At 63.7% G+C, this 16,710-nt stretch carries 14 protein-coding genes and 1 tRNA gene; 10 read left to right on the top strand and 5 right to left on the bottom strand.

Annotated features, from left to right (window positions below; genetic code table 11):
* Positions 1-121 precede the first annotated feature (121 nt).
* The 7 genes from purC to J1C52_RS06290 all read left to right on the top strand — a co-directional run bounded on the left by purC (position 122) and on the right by J1C52_RS06290 (position 9,121).
* Positions 122-883 (top strand): phosphoribosylaminoimidazolesuccinocarboxamide synthase, encoded by a 762-nt coding sequence (purC, locus tag J1C52_RS06320; RefSeq protein ID WP_227427086.1) that lies wholly within the window; start codon positions 122-124, stop codon positions 881-883.
* Between the two features lie 15 nt (positions 884-898).
* On the top strand, positions 899-1,144 hold the full coding sequence (gene purS, locus J1C52_RS06315) for a phosphoribosylformylglycinamidine synthase subunit PurS (protein ID WP_227427085.1): 246 nt from the start codon (positions 899-901) through the stop codon (positions 1,142-1,144).
* 3 nt (positions 1,145-1,147) lie between these two features.
* The gene (gene purQ / locus J1C52_RS06310) at positions 1,148-1,816 is read left to right on the top strand and encodes a phosphoribosylformylglycinamidine synthase subunit PurQ (protein ID WP_227427084.1); all 669 of its coding nucleotides are present in this window, start codon (positions 1,148-1,150) and stop codon (positions 1,814-1,816) included.
* 47 nt (positions 1,817-1,863) lie between these two features.
* Complete coding sequence (locus J1C52_RS06305) at positions 1,864-3,627, top strand: sensor histidine kinase (protein ID WP_227427083.1); 1,764 nt, start codon at positions 1,864-1,866, stop codon at positions 3,625-3,627.
* A gap of 85 nt (positions 3,628-3,712) precedes the next feature.
* Positions 3,713-5,047, top strand: coding sequence for a sigma-54-dependent transcriptional regulator (locus tag J1C52_RS06300; RefSeq protein WP_227427082.1), 1,335 nt, complete (start codon positions 3,713-3,715; stop codon positions 5,045-5,047).
* A 440-nt stretch (positions 5,048-5,487) separates the two neighbouring features.
* Positions 5,488-8,256, top strand: a complete 2,769-nt coding sequence (locus J1C52_RS06295; protein WP_227427081.1) for an Rne/Rng family ribonuclease — start codon at positions 5,488-5,490, stop codon at positions 8,254-8,256.
* A gap of 115 nt (positions 8,257-8,371) precedes the next feature.
* Positions 8,372-9,121 carry a cytochrome c biogenesis CcdA family protein gene (locus tag J1C52_RS06290; protein ID WP_227427080.1) on the top strand — a complete coding sequence of 250 codons (750 nt, stop codon included), beginning with the start codon at positions 8,372-8,374 and terminating at the stop codon, positions 9,119-9,121.
* On the opposite strand, the gene J1C52_RS06285 is transcribed toward J1C52_RS06290, so the two are convergent.
* The 3 genes from J1C52_RS06285 to J1C52_RS06275 form a co-directional block, all read right to left on the bottom strand.
* A complete protein-coding gene (locus J1C52_RS06285; RefSeq protein WP_227427079.1) occupies positions 9,118-9,546 on the bottom strand; it encodes a DUF1489 family protein in 429 nt (142 codons plus the stop codon). The two genes, J1C52_RS06290 and J1C52_RS06285, sit on opposite strands and share 4 nt — an antisense overlap.
* Before the next feature lie 41 nt (positions 9,547-9,587).
* Complete coding sequence (locus tag J1C52_RS06280; protein ID WP_227427078.1) at positions 9,588-10,811, bottom strand: MFS transporter; 1,224 nt, start codon at positions 10,809-10,811, stop codon at positions 9,588-9,590.
* A 142-nt stretch (positions 10,812-10,953) separates the two neighbouring features.
* Positions 10,954-11,349 (bottom strand): hypothetical protein, encoded by a 396-nt coding sequence (locus J1C52_RS06275; protein WP_227427077.1) that lies wholly within the window; start codon positions 11,347-11,349, stop codon positions 10,954-10,956.
* A gap of 184 nt (positions 11,350-11,533) precedes the next feature.
* On the opposite strand from J1C52_RS06275, the gene J1C52_RS06270 reads away from it, so the two are divergent.
* Entirely contained in the window at positions 11,534-13,789 is a 2,256-nt protein-coding gene (locus J1C52_RS06270; RefSeq protein WP_227427076.1) for an adenosylcobalamin-dependent ribonucleoside-diphosphate reductase, read from the top strand.
* Positions 13,790-13,859: 70 nt separating this feature from the next.
* On the opposite strand, the gene J1C52_RS06265 is transcribed toward J1C52_RS06270, so the two are convergent.
* Positions 13,860-13,944: transfer RNA gene (locus J1C52_RS06265), tRNA-Leu, on the bottom strand.
* A 195-nt stretch (positions 13,945-14,139) separates the two neighbouring features.
* Here J1C52_RS06265 and J1C52_RS06260 point away from each other — a divergent pair.
* Positions 14,140-14,610, top strand: coding sequence for a Hint domain-containing protein (locus tag J1C52_RS06260; RefSeq protein WP_227427075.1), 471 nt, complete (start codon positions 14,140-14,142; stop codon positions 14,608-14,610).
* Here J1C52_RS06260 and J1C52_RS06255 read toward each other — a convergent pair.
* Positions 14,594-16,150 carry an NAD(P)H-hydrate dehydratase gene (locus J1C52_RS06255; RefSeq protein WP_227427074.1) on the bottom strand — a complete coding sequence of 519 codons (1,557 nt, stop codon included), beginning with the start codon at positions 16,148-16,150 and terminating at the stop codon, positions 14,594-14,596. The genes J1C52_RS06260 and J1C52_RS06255 overlap by 17 nt on opposite strands.
* A gap of 187 nt (positions 16,151-16,337) precedes the next feature.
* Here J1C52_RS06255 and J1C52_RS06250 point away from each other — a divergent pair, with 187 nt between their 5' ends.
* Positions 16,338-16,676 carry a P-II family nitrogen regulator gene (locus J1C52_RS06250; RefSeq protein WP_227427073.1) on the top strand — a complete coding sequence of 113 codons (339 nt, stop codon included), beginning with the start codon at positions 16,338-16,340 and terminating at the stop codon, positions 16,674-16,676.
* Positions 16,677-16,710: the final 34 nt, after the last annotated feature.

Genomic DNA, 16,710 nt, shown 5'->3' with positions numbered 1-16,710 from the left:
GCTGCAAGGTCAAACCGGGGCAAACAGGCGCACGGCTTTGCTTGCGAGCGCGACCGGGCTGGAGTATAGGCACGCCAGAAACACCGCATCGCGCGGTGCTGCCCGTATTTGGAGAATGCCCATGGCACGCCGCAACAAGGTCTACGAAGGCAAAGCCAAGATTCTCTATGAAGGCCCGGAACCGGGCACGCTGGTGCAGTATTTCAAGGACGACGCCACCGCCTTCAACGCCGAAAAGCGCGACGTGATCGAGGGCAAGGGCGTGCTGAACAACATGCTGTCCGAGTTCTTCATGACCGGGCTGAACCAGATCGGTGTGCCCACGCATTTCATCAAGCGCATCAACATGCGCGAGCAGTTGATCCGCGCCGTGGAAATCATCCCGCTGGAAGTGGTGATCCGCAACATTGCTGCCGGGTCCATGTCGAAGCGTTTGGGGATCGAGGAAGGCACCCGCCTGCCCCGCCCGATCATCGAATTCTATTACAAGGACGACAAGCTGGGCGATCCGCTGGTCAGCGAAGACCAGATCCTTGCATTCAACTGGGCCAGCCATCAGGACCTGGACGACATGGTCGCGCTAGCCGTGCGGGTGAATGATTTCCTGTCGGGCATCATGCTGGCCGTCGGCATCACGCTGGTGGATTTCAAGATAGAGATCGGCCGCCAGTTCGAAGGCGACATGCAGCGCCTGGTCATCGCCGATGAAATCAGCCCCGATTCGTGCCGCCTGTGGGACAACAAGACCGGCCAGAAGCTGGACAAGGACGTGTTCCGCCGCGACCTTGGCAGCCTGACCGATGCGTATTCCGAGGTTGCGCGCCGCCTTGGCGTCATGCCCCGCAACGCGACCCCAATCACCAAACCCAAGTTGATGAATTAAAAGGTAGTTTGTTCCATGAAAATGCGTGTCATCGTCACCCTGAAACCCGGTGTTCTGGACCCGCAGGGCGAGGCCGTGCGCCACGCGCTTGGCTCGCTCGGGTTTGAAGGGGTCAACAAAGTGCGCCAAGGCAAGTTGATCGAGCTGGATTTGGCCGAAACAGACCCGGCCCGCGCCGAAGAGCAGGCCCGCGCCATGTGTGAAAAGCTGCTGGCGAACACCGTCATCGAAAGCTACGCGCTGGAACCGCTGGAAGGGTAAGCCATGAAAGCCGCCATCATCACCTTTCCGGGGTCGAATTGCGACCGCGATCTGGCCGTGGCCTTTGAACAGGCCGGGGCAAAGGTCGTGCGCGTCTGGCACAAGGACACCGTCTTGCCCGCGGGCACCGATGTCGTGGGCCTGCCCGGCGGGTTTTCCTATGGCGACTACCTGCGCTGCGGCGCAATCGCCGCACGCTCGCCCATCGGCACCGCGATCGCGGCCCATGCCAAGGCGGGCGGCTATGTGCTGGGCATTTGCAACGGGTTCCAGGTTCTGCTGGAAATGGGGCTTCTGCCGGGCGCGCTGTTGCGCAATGCGGGTCTGAAATTCCTGTGCAAGCCGGTCACGCTGAACGTGGCCACGACCGACAGCGCCTTTACTTCTGGCTATGCGCAAGGCGCGCAAATCCGCATCCCGATTGCGCATCATGACGGCAATTTCACCGCCGATGCCGAAACCGTCGCCCGCCTGCAAGGCGAGGGGCGCGTGGCCTTTACCTATGCCGAGAACCCCAACGGCTCTGACGGGGACATCGCCGGGATCCTGTCGGAAAACCGCCGTGTTCTGGGCATGATGCCCCACCCCGAACGCGCGATGGAAGCGGCGCATGGCAGCGCCGATGGTCGCGCGCTGTTTGCCGGGCTGATCGGCGCTTTCGTGCCCGGCTGAAAACGCCTCGCTTGAGCGCTTTTCGCAATCGCCATATCGTTGGGCCCATGATTAGCCCGCCCGATCTGGACAACCGCCGCACCAGCATTCTTGGCATACCGCTCTGGGGGCGGGCGGCGGTGCTTGGGTTGCTGGTCATCACAGCCGTCAGCACGTGGTTTCTGAACGGCTGGCTGTCGCAGAACTTTACCGAAAGCACCCGCAACCGCGCCGAATTGCGGCTGGTGCTGTATTCCGGGAATATCCAGTCGGAATTGCAGCGCAACTCTGTCGTGCCGCTGCTGCTGGCGCGCGACCCGGTGATCGCGACGGCGCTGCGCGACATGAATTTCGCCACCATCTCGCAACGCCTGATCGACCTGCAAAACGAAATAGGCGCGGCTTCCATCGAATTGCTGGATGCCAGCGGCCGCACGGTCGGCGCAACGGATCGCAATATCTTGGGCACGATGCGCGCCAATGACGCGGCTTTTGTCGATGCACGGCGCACGCCCGACACGGTGTTCCAGACACAAGAGCTGGACAGCGGTGCCTTCAGCTTCACCTTCTCGCGGGCCGTGCGCGACGGGCGCGATGTGCTGGGCGTGGTGGTCGTCTCGGCCGATCTGTCCAAGTTCGAACGCAGCTGGGCCGGGTTCGCCGATGCGGTGGCGCTGGTCGAATCCTCTGGCCGGATCGTGCTGGCGACAGAGCCGCGCTGGCGCGGGCGCAGCCTGGAGGAAGCGCTGGCCATCCGCGACGCCCCGTCGGCCATCGCCCGCGCCTTCCGTGCAACCACAGACTGGACCCAACCCGCCCCCGACGCGTTTCTGCGCGGCGAAGCGGTGCTGCGCTCCGAAGTGCGCGTGCCGTTCCGGGGCTGGCGCATCGTCAGCTTCACGCGCTACGATTCGGTGCGCGAGCAGGTGAACGCGGCGCTGGCGCTGGTGCTGACCGGCTTCGCGCTGCTATTGGCGCTGACCTTCTATATCCTCAGCCGCCGCGCCTATACGCAATCGGCCGTGTTCCTGCGCGAATCGGAAGAATTGCGCGCGCTCAATGCCCGTTTGCAGCGCGAAATCGCGGCACGGGTGCGGATGCAAAAGGATCTGGCCGTGGCCGAGCAGACACTTGCGCAATCGTCGAAACTGGCCAGCCTTGGCGAAATGTCGGCCTCTGTCAGCCATGAGCTGAACCAGCCCCTTGCCGCGATGAAAACCTACCTGGCCGGTGCCCGCCTGCTGCTGAAGCGCAAGCGCACCGAGGAAGCGCTGGCCTCTTTCCAGCGCATCGACGACCTGATCGACCGCATGGGGGCTATTGCGCGCACGCTGAAATCCTTTGCCCGCAAGGGCGGAGAGGCCTTTGCCCCCATCGACCTGCGCACCTGCGTGGCAGATGCGCTGACCATGACCGAACCCCTGCTGCGCGACAGCCGCGTGCTGTTGGTGCGCACCGTGCCGCCCGATCCGGTCATGATCATGGGCGACAGCGTTCGGGTAGAGCAGGTGATCGTCAACCTTGTGCGCAACGCGGTCGATGCCACGCGCGGCATCAATGCGCCGCAGATCGACATCATCCTCAGCCAGGGCGAAACCGCCAAGCTGACCATCCGCGACAATGGTGCGGGGATTGCCGACATCGACAGCCTGTTTGAACCGTTCTACACCACCAAGCCCGCCGGGCAGGGTGTGGGGCTTGGGCTGGCCATTTCATCGGGCATTGTGCAAGATCACGGCGGGCGCCTGACCGCCATGAACCCCGGCGACGGTGGCGCGGTGTTCGAAGCCGAGTTCCCCCGCTACATCGCCCCCGAGGACAAGACGCCATGATCGTCACGCGAATGTGGTCTGACGTGATTTGCCCTTTGCCGGGCTTCCCGGCCATCTGGCCGCCGCTATCAGAAGGACACCGCCCATGAGCCGCGCCATGCATGTCGCCATTGTCGATGATGAACAGGATATGCGCCAATCCATCAGCCAATGGCTGGCGCTGTCGGGGTTTACGACCGAAACCTACAGCGACGGGATGGACGCCATCGCCGCCATCGGCAGCGATTTTCCGGGCGTGGTCATCACCGATATACGGATGCCGGGTCTGGACGGAATGGGCTTGCTGAAACGGCTGAATGCGCTGGACAGCACGATCCCGGTGATCCTGATTACCGGACATGGCGACGTGCCCATGGCGGTCGAAGCCATGCGCTTGGGCGCGTTCGACTTCCTGGAAAAGCCCTTCGACCCCGAAAAGATGATGGCGCTGGCGGAACGCGCCGCGAAGGCACGCGCGCAGGCCATGGAAGCGCGCGCGCTGCGCACCGAACTGGCCGATGGCGCGACAATGATGCGCCGCCTGATCGGCGAATCGGCCGTGATGCAGCGCCTGCGCGAGGATATTCTGGATATTGGCCAAGCCGACGGGCATGTGCTGATCGACGGTGAAACCGGCACCGGCAAGACCCTTGTCGCCCATGCGCTGCACGCGGTCAGCAGCCGCGCGGGCCGCAAGCTGGTCTCTGTCAATTGCGCAGGGCTGGACGAGGCAGAGCTGATTTCCCGCCTCTTCGGCCCCTCGCCCGCCGACAGCGCCGAACGTCCGCTGACCGATCAGGCACGCGGCGGAACCTTGGTGCTGGAAGATGTCGAGGCACTGTCCGAAGCCGTGCAAGCCCGGCTTCTGGCCTTCATCAACGCACAAGGCACGCCACCCGAAACCCGGATCATCGCGGTTTGTAACGCGCATAAGCAGGACCAGACGCTGGAAGACGCGCTGCGCCCGGACCTGTTCTTCCGCCTTGGCGCGCATCAGATCGTGCTGCCGCCCCTGCGCGCCCGCGAGGAAGACATTCTCGCGCTTTTCAACGAATACCTTGGTCAGTTCGCAGAGGATTACGGCTGCGCCGTGCCCGAGGTCTCGATGCCAGAGGCCGCGCAGCTTCTGCAAGCGCCATGGCCCGGCAATGTCCGCCAGCTTGTCACCATCGCAGAGCGCTGCGTTTTGCAAAGCCGCCGCGAGGATGGGGCGCTCATGTCGCTTATCATGGCCGATAACGAGGCCTCGGGCGAGGCCATGACGACCGAGGGCAAGCCTCTGAAAGAACATGTCGAAGCGTTCGAGCGCATCCTCATCGACAACACCATGCGCCGGCACAAGGGCTCTATCACCGCGGTGATGGAGGAATTGCGCCTGCCGCGCCGAACACTGAACGAAAAGATGGCCAAATACGGGCTGGTGCGCTCTGATTACGTGTGAAATGCCGTCAATTCGCACGCCGGACGGAATAAGCATTGTATTTTCCGGTGGATCATAGATATGCTAACGGGGTTACGGTCTGCATATCGACTGCAAACCCCGACAGATTTCGCTGCCTTGGCGGCAAGGACCGGCAGTTTCGCCGCCTCGTCTTGGCAGATGGATAGGCCGCAAGGCTTTTACAGCCCATGTCATTTTCACAAATGCCGGGCTTGAACTGAACAGCCACCTTCGCGTGGCATTTTTGGAACCGCGATGACCGGACCGAGGCGCATCATGAACCTATCCCGCAGCAGGGCACCTGCCGCGTTGTTGATAGACCAATGCGCCGCACCGGCCCTGTGCATCGCTCAGACAAGCCATCCGCCCCTGTCAAGCGCACCGCCCGGCCAATGGCCCGCGCGGCCCGATTTGCATGGGCCCGGATGCAACGGAACTTCATGGCACAGAAAATGCTCATCGATGCCACCCACGCGGAGGAAACCCGCGTCGTGGTGGTGGACGGAAACAAGGTCGAGGAATTCGACTTTGAAACTGCAAGCCGCCGTCAGCTAGCCGGCAATATCTACCTCGCAAAGGTCACACGGGTCGAACCGTCGCTTCAGGCGGCCTTCGTCGATTATGGCGGCAACCGTCACGGTTTCCTTGCCTTCAACGAAATCCACCCGGATTACTACCAGATCCCGGCGGCAGACCGCGCGGCGCTTCTGGAAGAAGAGCGTGCGCTGGCCGGCGACGGTGACGAGGACGACGCACCCAAGGCCGAGAAACCCGCGCGCAAGCCGCGCCGGTCCAGCAATCGGCGCCGGTCGTCCAGCAAGGCCGAAACCGTAGAGGCCGAGGACCAGGTCCAGACCGCATCCGTGTCCGGCATGGACATTGTCGAGCCGTTGGGCGACGGCGACGAGCGGGTGTCGGAACCCGCAGAGGGTGCGACGTCTGAGCAAGTTTCGGACGCGGATCAGGTCAGTGCCGACGAAGGCAACACCGATGCCGCCGAGGCACCTGACGAAACGGCCTCCTCAGCTGATGACGCCGCAGCGGAAAAAGCTTCGCTAGACGATGCCAACGACGACGCAACGCCCGCCGTGCAGGATACCGACGCATCCGGCGAAGAAGAAACCTATGTCGCCGCCGAACACGCGACCGAGATCGACGACCGTATCGAGGCCGTCTCTGAAGGCGACCCGATGGAAGAGGCGCGCCCGCGCCAGAAGCCGCGGATGCGCCGCTACAAGATCCAGGAAGTCATCAAGGTGCGCCAGATCATGCTGGTGCAGGTGGTGAAAGAAGAACGCGGCAACAAGGGTGCCGCGCTGACCACCTACCTGTCGCTGGCGGGTCGCTATTGCGTGCTGATGCCGAACACCGCGCGTGGCGGTGGCATCAGCCGCAAGATCACCAACGCCACCGACCGCCAGAAACTAAAGGCCATCGCGTCCGAGATCACCGTGCCCGAAGGCGCGGGGCTGATTATTCGCACCGCCGGTGCGAACCGCACCAAGGCAGAGATCAAGCGCGATTACGAATACCTGTTGCGGCTGTGGGAGCAGATCCGCGAGTTGACGCTGAAATCCATCGCGCCGACCCCGATCTACGAGGAAGGCAACCTCATCAAACGCTCGATCCGCGACCTGTATAACAAGGACATCGACGAGGTCTTGGTCGAGGGCGAGGCGGGCTATCGCGTGGCCAAGGACTTCATGAAGATGATCATGCCGTCCCACGCCAAGAACGTGAAGCTCTATGACGAGGGCTTGCCGCTCTTCTCGCGCTACCAAGTTGAAACCACGCTGACCGCGATGTTCAACCCCACGGTGCAACTGCCCTCGGGCGGGTATATCGTGATCGGGATTACCGAGGCGCTTGTCGCCATCGACATCAACTCTGGCCGGGCCACGCGCGAAGGCTCTATCGAGGAAACCGCGCTCAAGACCAACCTTGAAGCCGCGGCAGAGATTGCCCGCCAGTTGCGCCTGCGCGATCTGGCCGGGCTGATCGTGATCGACTTCATCGACATGGAAGAGCGCAAGAACAACGCCGCTGTCGAGAAGATGCTGAAAGACAAGCTGAAATCCGACCGCGCGCGCATTCAGGTGGGCCGCATCTCGGGCTTTGGTCTGCTGGAAATGAGCCGCCAGCGCCTGCGTCCGGGGATGCTGGAAGCGACCACGCAGCCCTGCCCGCATTGCCATGGCACGGGTCTGATCCGCTCGGATGACAGCATGGCGCTGACGGTGCTGCGCCAGATCGAGGAAGAGGGCACACGCGGGAAATCGCGCGAAGTGCTGGTGCGCGCCCCTGCCGCCGTGGTGAATTTCCTGTTCAACTACAAGCGCGAACATCTGGCGATGATCGAGGCGCGCTTCAACATGGCGGTGCGTCTGGAAGCTGATCCTTCGCTCGTCAGCCCCGATTTCACGGTCGAGAAGTTTAAAACGGCAACGCGCGTGCCCACCCCGCAAGCGGCGGTGGTGTCGATGGACGCGAAGCTCATGCCCGAGCTGGAGGAAGAGCCGGAAGAAGCCGACGCCCCTGTCGAAGAGACGGGCACCGATACCGAGGAGCAGCCGCGCAAGAAGCGCCGGCGTCGTCGGCGGCGGCGCGGCGGCAAGGATGGCGAGACCACGTCAGAGGACGCGGGCCCGGATTCCGAATCGGAATCCGGTGCGGAATCCGAAGCGGATTCCGCAGCCACATCCGAGGATGATGCGAACGGGTCCGACGTGCCTGATGCCGAGGCAACACCGGCCGAGAAACCCAAGCGCAAGCGGGCTTCGCGATCGAAAAAAGCCGCCTCTCCGGCAGACGACGCGGACGCGACACCAGCAGAGCCGACAGATGCGGCAGCATCCGACACCGCAGCTACCGAGGACGCCCCCGCCAAGAAGCCGGCGCGGCGCAGCCGCAGCCGTCGCAAGCCTGCGGCCAACGAGGCAGCCGTGTCTGAAACCGCTGCACCGGACGCAGAACCCACGCCTGCACCAGACGCGACGTCAGATGCACCGGTAACCAAGGTTGCGGCAGAGGCCGCGCCGCAGGACGCGCCAGAGCCTGCCCCGCAGCCAGAGATCGTGGAAACCACGGTGCCCGAAGCGGCCATCGTGGAAACACCCATCGCAGAGCCACAGGCGGCGGAAACCGCTGACAGCGAGAGCGCTGACGTGGTCGCAGAAAAGCCACGCCGCCGGGGATGGTGGTCGCGCTGACAGCGACCGGCTTGCGCCCTCGCCCCGGTCCACGGGAATGTGAGGGCGCAGGCTGGTGATCTTGGGCACGCGATGCTTTATGCCAAAGCCATACGTCCGTGAGTGAAAGCGACCCATGTTCGGGATAGACCTGTTCGACGCAGCCCTGCTGCCCGCTTTGCTGATCGCCTTTGCAGGCGGCCTTTTGTCGTTCCTGTCGCCTTGCGTCTTGCCCATCGTGCCGCCCTATTTGGCCTATATGGGTGGCGTCTCGATGCAGGAAATGACATCGGGTGCGCAGCGCCGCCGCACCATCGTGCCGGCGTTGTTCTTCGTGATGGGCCTGTCGACGGTGTTCCTGATCCTGGGCTTCACCGCGTCCACCATGGGCAACCTGTTCCTGCGCAATGCCGAATTGTTCGGCCAGATCGCGGGCGCGGTGGTCATCATATTCGGCCTGCATTTTCTGGGCGTGTTCCGCATCCCCTTCCTGATGCGAGAGGCGCGGATAGATGCCGGCGACCAAGGCGGGTCAGCCTTTGGCGCCTATGTCCTTGGGCTGGCCTTCGCCTTTGGCTGGACGCCCTGCATCGGCCCGGTTCTGGGCGCGATCCTGTCCATGGCCGCAACCGAAGCTGACGCCACGCGCGGCACGGTCATGCTGGGCGTCTATGCGCTGGGGCTGGGGCTGCCTTTCCTGTTGGCCGCGATTTTCGTGCAACGCTCGATCACCGTGATGAACCGCATCAAGCGGCATATGAGCGTGATCGAGAAAGTGATGGGCGGTCTGCTGCTGCTTGTCGGCATCGCCATGGTCACGGGCGCGTTTACCCGGTTCAGCTGGTGGCTTCTGGAAACCTTCCCGGCCCTGTCGCAGATCGGTTAGCGCAGGCCGATTTCGGCCAGCATTGCGTCCAGTTCCGGCGGCAGGCTGTCATCGCCCTTGCGCGCCTTGGGCAGGTCGCGCGGGGCATCTTCGGCTTTCAGATAGCGCCAGCCCTGAAAGGGTCGGCGTGTCGCTGCGGTTGTGCGCACCACCTCCGGGTCAAGAACGATGGCGCAGCGGGCAATCCCGTCGACACCTGTCACCTCGTCCAGCCGCAAGATGCGCTGGCGTGCGAGGATCGCGCCCTTGAACACCCAGTAGAGCGAGCCGCCATCCAGCAATTCCTCGGCGCGTTTCGGCCACATGCGGGTGATGTGGCGCGGCAATCCGTCCGGCCCCTTGGCGCGCGGGTTGCGCTGCCAGTCCAGCAAGTCCTCGACCGTTTCGGCCCCGACACAGAGTTTGATGAGATGCAGCTTCGCCATGCGGGCCAAATTAACCTTTGCGACCGTGGCTTCAAGCGCGATCAACGCGGCATGGCCAGTTTGCGCAAGGGCCAGAGAAGGGCCAGCCCCGCAAGCGCTATGACCAAGGACAACCAGAGCGTTGCCGCCAGCCCGATCGCCTGCTGCGCCACCGCGAACAGAACGGGCGCCGCAGCCGCGCTGACATTGCGCAATCCCGCCAATTGCCCCAAGCGCCGCCCAAGGCCGGGCGTTCCGAACAGCGCGAGGGGCACCGCACCGCGCACGATGCTGGCCAAGCCCTGCCCCGCGCCGAACAGCACCGCAAAGGCCAAGGCAAGCGCCACGCTTCCGGGCAAGAGCAGCGCCAGAACCGCGCAGACCACCGCGCTGCCAGAGATTATGGCCACGCCCAGCGGGTGGAGCCCGCGCCAGAGCGTTGCATCGACAATACGCACCAGAACCTGTGTCGGCCCCATCGCCATGCCGATCAGGTAGGCTGTCTGGCCAAGGCCCCGTTCCAGCAGCACGGGCACCAGATGCACGCCCAGCGCCGCGATCACGATGCCCGTCAGCGCGAAGCTAGCACCCAGCAGCCAGAATGCCCGCCGCGTTTGGGCAGGTGGCACGGGGGGCCAGTCTGGCGCGGGTGGCGCTTCTTCCGCAGCGATACCGGGCTTGCGCCCCAGTGCCGCGATCCAGCCATGCAGCGGCAGCGCGACCAGCAGGTGAAGACCGGCGAAAACCAGGTAGGTCATCCGCCAGCCGAACGCCTCTGCCAGCCAGCCGGTCAGCGGCCAGAACAGGGTAGAGGCGAAGCCGCCGATCAATGTCAGCCGGGTGATTGCCTGCCGTGTGCCCTTGGGCACCCGCAACGCCAGCGCCGCGAAAGCCGCGTCGTAGAGCACCATGAAGCTGATCGCTTCCAGTGGAATGACCAGCGCCCCATAGACCCAAAGGTTCGGCGCGACGGACATCGCCGCGAATAGGGCGGCCACGGCGGCGCTGCAAACGGTCATCACACGCGGCGCGCCGAAGCGGTCCAGCCAGCCACCGAACCGGCTGGACAAAAGTCCGCCAAGGAACAACCCGATGGAAAACATCCCGAACAAGGTTGCCGGTGCAACGGCGAATTCGGCAGCGACATGGGGCACAAGGATGGGAAACGCGTAGAAAATCGCGCCATAGCCAAGGATGGTCGTCACCCCCAACGCGGCCACGACGCCCGCCCATCCTTTTGACAACTCGGCCATGCCCAGCCACGCCCCGCAACAGGTTCCGAACAAGGGCCGCTCTCGCTTGGATCTTGCCCCTGATCCGGGCAGCTAAAGGCATTTTCGCGGCGCGCACCAGCCAACACAGCGTGGCGGAGTGAAATGACCCTCCTTCAGATCGCTTTCAAAGGGCGCTTGTCAGCGCTGGCACCGCCTAGCACTGATGCGAATAGGTGAAGACCAGCACATCGGTGGCGTAATCGCCTGTCCAGCGGCAGTCGCGATGCACCTCGCGGGTGCCGCGCATCGTGACCTCGCGCTGGCTGGATGCAACCGGACCTTCGACCCAGTATTGCAACGGCTCGCAGCCCGGCGAAAAGACCGAGGCCCAGCCCGAATACCAGTTGCCGTCCTTGGTGCCGTTGAACAACAACGTGCCCCGGCGCACGCCAACGCTGCGCAGGCCAGAGCGCGGTTCTTCGTAGTAAAAGGCGCGCTGGTTGCCGCGGTCGGCCAAGCGCATGAGCGAGCCGTTATGCCACCAACAACTATCGGCCGCCGCCGTCCCAGCGGCCAGCAATCCCGCCATGAAAACAGTAAAGAACCGCATTCCTGTGCCCCCTCGTTTTTATGCGCCTGTCGCCAGCCTATCACAGAAGTCGGGAAACCTGTTGCAAAATGCGATCCCGGCCCAAGGCCACCTAAACACCAGCATCGGCGGCAAAGCGTTGACCGCTGCCGCGCCACGGCCTATTTTGTCCCTTCCCGCGCACGACCCCCAAAGGATGCCCCTCATGAGCCGTTTCGAAGCCCCGATTGCAGAGCAGATCTGGGACATGAAATACCGCCTGAAAGCGGCGGATGGCACGGTTCAGGACAAGACGGTGGAAGATACATGGCGCCGGATCGCCCGCGCGCTGGCGCAGGTGGAAAAAGATCCTGTCCTTTGGGAAGACCGGTTCTACACAGCGCTGGAGGATTTCAAATTCCTGCCCGCAGGCCGTATTACGGCAGGCGCCGGCACCGGGCGCAGCGTGACGCTGTTCAACTGTTTTGTCATGGGCACGATCCCCGACAGCATGGGCGGCATTTTCGACATGCTGAAAGAGGCCGCGCTGACCATGCAGCAAGGTGGCGGCATAGGTTACGATTTCAGCACCATCCGCCCCAAGGGCGCGGCGGTGCATGGGGTCGCCGCAGATGCGTCGGGGCCGCTCTCGTTCATGGATGTATGGGATGCGATGTGCCGCACCATCATGTCGGCAGGCAGCCGCCGCGGCGCGATGATGGCCACCATGCGCTGCGACCATCCCGACATCGAGGATTTCATCACCGCCAAACAAGACGCGGCCCGCCTGCGCATGTTCAACCTGTCGGTGCTGGTGACAGACCCGTTCATGGATGCGGTCAAGGCCGATGCCTCTTGGGATCTGGTCTTTGGCGGGCGGGTTTACCGCACCGTGCAGGCGCGCGATCTGTGGAACCGCATCATGCGCGCGACCTATGATTACGCCGAACCGGGCGTGATCTTCATCGACCGGATCAACAAGGCCAACAACCTTGCCTATTGCGAGACGATTGCCGCCACCAACCCTTGCGGCGAGCAGCCTTTGCCGCCCTATGGTGCGTGTCTGCTGGGGTCGATCAACCTTGCCCGGCTGGTGCGTGACCCGTTCACCGCAAAGGCCAGCCTGGACATGGCCGCGCTGGACGACCTGGTGCGCGTGGCGGTGCGGATGATGGATAATGTCGTGGACGCCAGCCGCTTCCCGCTGGACGCGCAGGCGCAAGAGGCGCAGGCGAAACGCCGCATCGGGCTGGGCGTGACGGGGCTGGCGGATGCGCTGGTGCTGACGGGGCAGCGCTACGGCTCTGACGAGGCCGTGGCGCAAACCGATGCGTGGATGCGCGCAGTCGCCCGCGCCGCCTATCTGGCGAGCGTCGACCTTGCGCGCGAAAAGGGCGCGTTCCCGCTGTTCGACCGCGACGCCTACCTCGCCTCTGGCACGATGCAGGCCATGGATGCCGATGTGCGCGACGCCGTTGGCAAGCATGGCATCCGCAACGCGCTTCTGACCTCTATCGCGCCGACCGGGACGATCAGCCTCTATGCAGGCAATGTCAGCTCCGGGATCGAACCCATTTTCGCCACCAGTTACACCCGCAAGGTGCTACAAAAGGACGGCTCGCGCACCGAGGAAGTGGTCGAGGATTATGCCGTCTCTCTGTGGCGGAAGCTGCATGGCGACACACCCCTGCCCGAGCATGTGGTCACGGCGCAGAACCTTGCGCCCATCGACCATGTGAAGATGCAGGCTGCGGCGCAGAAATGGGTCGATAGCAGCATCTCGAAAACCATCAACTGCCCCGAGGATATTTCCTTCGACGCGTTCAAGGACGTGTATCTGGCCGCTTGGGACATGGGCTGCAAAGGCTGCACCACCTACCGTCCGAATGATGTGACCGGGTCGGTCCTGTCGGTGTCTGAAAGCGACAGCGCGCCCAAGGCACCGGCTGCGGGCGATGTGGTCTATCTGGCCGAACCCTTTGACCGGCCAGAGACCTTGGACGGCCAGACCTACAAGCTGAAATGGCCCGGCTCCGAACATGCGATCTATGTCACCATCAACGACACGGTGATCGCGGGGCACCGCCGCCCGTTCGAGATTTTCATCAACTCCAAGAACATGGAACATTATGCGTGGACGGTCGCGCTGACGCGCATGATCTCGGCCGTGTTCCGGCGCGGGGGCGATGTGTCCTTCGTGGTGGAAGAGCTGAAAGCGGTGTTCGACCCGCGCGGCGGGGCTTGGGTGCAGGGGCAATACATCCCCTCTATTCTGGCCGCGATCGGCGGGGTGATCGAACAGCACCTTGTGCGAATCGGGTTTATCGGTGGGGCCGGGCTGGGCCTGAAAACCGACCCGCAGGCGCTGAAAATGGCTGTCGGGGGCACGCCCGCCGCCTGTCCGTCTTGCGGTGCGTTCGAGATGGTGATGATCGAAGGCTGCATGACCTGCCGCGCCTGCGGGCACAGTAAATGCGGCTAGGCTAAGCGACCGCTGGAGAGGCAAAAGCGCGCCACTTGGGCGCGCTTTTTGCGTTTTCGAACTGCTTCAATGGTGCGGGTGGAGGGACTTGAACCCCCACGCCTTGCGGCGCCAGAACCTAAATCTGGTGCGTCTACCAATTTCGCCACACCCGCATAGGGGCGATGTAGCAAAGCCGTGGCGCGGGCGCGAGGGGAAAAAGCACAGCCGGCCAAAGAACCGACACGGGCGCGCCCGATTCTGGCCGCATTTGGCCGCGATTGTCGCCGGAACTGAAACAGTGAACAAAGATTTCGGCATTTACCCTTTCGTCACATTTCGACGATAGCCTGCCCCAAAGGATTAAGACCATGACGACCATTTCGCTTGCTCCTCCTCTTCGCGCGGCCCGCACGATTGATGCACGCCCCGTCAAGACCGAGCCTAACGGGTTTGGCCCCACGACGCGGGTGCGCACGCTGATGGGCTGGCAGCCGGTCGATCGGTTGATGGCGGGCGACCTGGTTCTGGACAGCGTGGGCAACCTGCACGAATTGCGCGCAATCCGGCAAAAGCGCGTGGATGGGGCCGATATTGTCCGCATGGCCCGCAAAGGCCGCGCGCCCTTGGTGCTGGGTGCCGGGCAATCCATGATCGCGGATGATTGGCGCGCGCAGGTTATCTTTGGCCAGCCCACGGCCAGCCCCGCCGCGCGCTTGGTCGATGGGGCAAAGCTGCGCCGCGGCCAGCCGCGTGCCGCGGTGCTGTTTCAACTGGAATTTGACACGCCCGTCACGCTGGATCTGGACGGCGCGCAGGTTGTGCTCACGCCTGCCCGGTGATCTGGGCCAAGACCCTTGGCAACACCTCTGGCAAATCCTCTGCTATCAGGCCCGGCCCAAACGCGCGGGCGCAGTCGACATGCAGCCATGCTGCCGTGCAGGCCGCTTCCAGTGGCGTCTGCCCGCGCGCCAGCAAGCCGATGATGAACCCGGCCAACGCATCGCCTGCCCCCGCCGTCGCAAGCCAAGGGGCCGCGCGATCATAGGCCGCCGCGTGAATACGACACTGGCCATCCGGCGCCGCGATCACGGTATCCGGCCCTTTCAGCAGCACCACGCAACCAACCCGCGCGGCAGCGGCACGCGTGGCGTCGACCTTTGAATAGGCAGGGCCATGCAGCGGCGGGGCGGATAGCTTGGCCGCGATATCGGGAAAGAGCCGCGCAAACTCGCCCATATGCGGGGTTAGAACACAAGTGTCATGCAACTTCGCAAAGAGCTCTGGCGTCTGCGCCAGGCAGGTCAACGCATCGGCGTCCAGCACGGTCGGGCGGCGCGCGTCCAGCGCGACCTCTATCAGCGCGGTTTGCTCTGCCTCGACCCCAAGCCCCGGCCCAAGGCACAGCGCGTTGATGCGTGTATCCTGTAGCACCTGCGCAAGGGATTCGGCCGTGTCGATGCGCGTCAGCATCAGCGCGGTGATCTGGGCGGCGACCTCGAACAGGGCCGCCCCCGGCACGCCCAGCGTCACCAGCCCCGCACCCATGCGCAAGGCACCGCGCGCCGCCAGCCGGGCAGCGCCAGTGCGACCGGCCCCACCGGACAGAACCAGCGCGTGCCCATGGTTGAATTTGTGGCCCATGTGCTTGTCCAGACGCGCGCCCTCGGGCCGGGTCACGGCCTGCACGATCCCCGGCACCTGCCCGGATGACAGGCCGATATCGGCAACCACCACCTTGCCGCACAGTTCCGGCCCATCTGCCAGCACATGCCCCAGTTTCATACGGTGAAAGCTGACGGTCAGATCCGCGCGCAGGGCGAAAGGAGCCATGGGGCCAAGCACGCGGCCGCTATCGGCGCACAGGCCCGACGGCACATCCACGGCAATGATCTTGGGTCGCGGGGCCATGTCGGGGGCCAGAAGCCGCGACAGGTCATCGTGCAACACCCCCAACGGACGGGTCAGGCCCGTGCCGAACAGCGCGTCAATCAATAGCGTGACATCGCGACTACCGGCCTTGCCTTGCGCGACAGCCTCGGCCCAGGCCTGCACGACCCCACCGCCCTGCACCCAACGGTCATGGTTTATCTGCGCGTCCGGACTCAGACGAGAGGGATCGCCCAGCAGGGCCACGCGCACCCGCCACCCCTGCCCCGCCAGCAGTCGCGCGATGACAAACCCGTCGCCACCATTATTGCCGGGACCACACAGCACCAGCGCCAAGCCCGGCTGACGGGCCATATCGGGCCATTGTCCGAAGATCGCATCCAGAACGGATTGACCCGCGCGCTCCATCAGCGCCAGTCCCGTGACCGCGCCAGAATCAATTACCGCCCCCTCAATGGCGCGCATTTGGGCAGATGTCAGAATTTCAGTCACTTTCCTGCACCAATAATTTTCAAATAGCTTATTTTTTGTGCGTATTGTCTTTTTTTTGACCGCACGCGTCGCTTTCGGCCCAAAGCCGGTCAAGTCCAACGCCTTATCAGATTGTGGCCCTTAGCTGAACATGATCTGTCAGTGGCAAGCCAGCGCAGTCGCCTGCGAGACCCGAGGAGGCATCCGTATGAAAAAGATCGAAGCCATCATCAAGCCCTTCAAGCTGGATGAGGTGAAAGAAGCCCTGCAAGACGTGGGCGTTCAAGGTCTGTCGGTGCTGGAGGTCAAGGGTTTTGGCCGTCAGAAGGGCCATACTGAACTGTATCGCGGGGCAGAATACGTGGTCGACTTCCTGCCGAAGGTGAAGATCGAAGTGGTCTTACCCGACGAGCAGGTTGAAAGCGCGATCGAGGCCATCGTGGCTGCGGCCCGCACCGACAAGATCGGCGATGGCAAGATTTTCGTCTCTCCGGTGGAACAGGCGATCCGGATTCGCACCGGCGAAAGCGGCGACGACGCGCTGTAAGCGCATCTTCGTGCCGCGACCCGCTCCCATCACA

The sequence above is a fragment of the Roseibaca sp. Y0-43 genome (genome assembly GCF_020667835.1).
Taxonomy (GTDB): domain Bacteria; phylum Pseudomonadota; class Alphaproteobacteria; order Rhodobacterales; family Rhodobacteraceae; genus Roseinatronobacter.
The sequence above is the reverse complement of the archived record's forward strand: the minus strand, read 5'-3'. Positions and strand labels throughout refer to the sequence as shown.

Bases quoted from the DNA above. Each gene is read 5' to 3' on its own strand.
- J1C52_RS06300 (WP_227427082.1), top strand. From the start codon at position 3,713: ATGAGCCGCGCCATGCATGTCGCCATTGTCGATGATGAACAGGATATG.
- J1C52_RS06270 (WP_227427076.1), top strand. From the start codon at position 11,534: ATGAGCCGTTTCGAAGCCCCGATTGCAGAGCAGATCTGGGACATGAAA.
- J1C52_RS06305 (WP_227427083.1), top strand. From the start codon at position 1,864: ATGATTAGCCCGCCCGATCTGGACAACCGCCGCACCAGCATTCTTGGC.
- J1C52_RS06250 (WP_227427073.1), top strand. From the start codon at position 16,338: ATGAAAAAGATCGAAGCCATCATCAAGCCCTTCAAGCTGGATGAGGTG.
- J1C52_RS06295 (WP_227427081.1), top strand. From the start codon at position 5,488: ATGGCACAGAAAATGCTCATCGATGCCACCCACGCGGAGGAAACCCGC.
- purC (WP_227427086.1), top strand. From the start codon at position 122: ATGGCACGCCGCAACAAGGTCTACGAAGGCAAAGCCAAGATTCTCTAT.
- J1C52_RS06290 (WP_227427080.1), top strand. From the start codon at position 8,372: ATGTTCGGGATAGACCTGTTCGACGCAGCCCTGCTGCCCGCTTTGCTG.
- J1C52_RS06260 (WP_227427075.1), top strand. From the start codon at position 14,140: ATGACGACCATTTCGCTTGCTCCTCCTCTTCGCGCGGCCCGCACGATT.
- purS (WP_227427085.1), top strand. From the start codon at position 899: ATGAAAATGCGTGTCATCGTCACCCTGAAACCCGGTGTTCTGGACCCG.
- J1C52_RS06285 (WP_227427079.1), bottom strand. From the start codon at position 9,546: ATGGCGAAGCTGCATCTCATCAAACTCTGTGTCGGGGCCGAAACGGTC.
- J1C52_RS06275 (WP_227427077.1), bottom strand. From the start codon at position 11,349: ATGCGGTTCTTTACTGTTTTCATGGCGGGATTGCTGGCCGCTGGGACG.
- purQ (WP_227427084.1), top strand. From the start codon at position 1,148: ATGAAAGCCGCCATCATCACCTTTCCGGGGTCGAATTGCGACCGCGAT.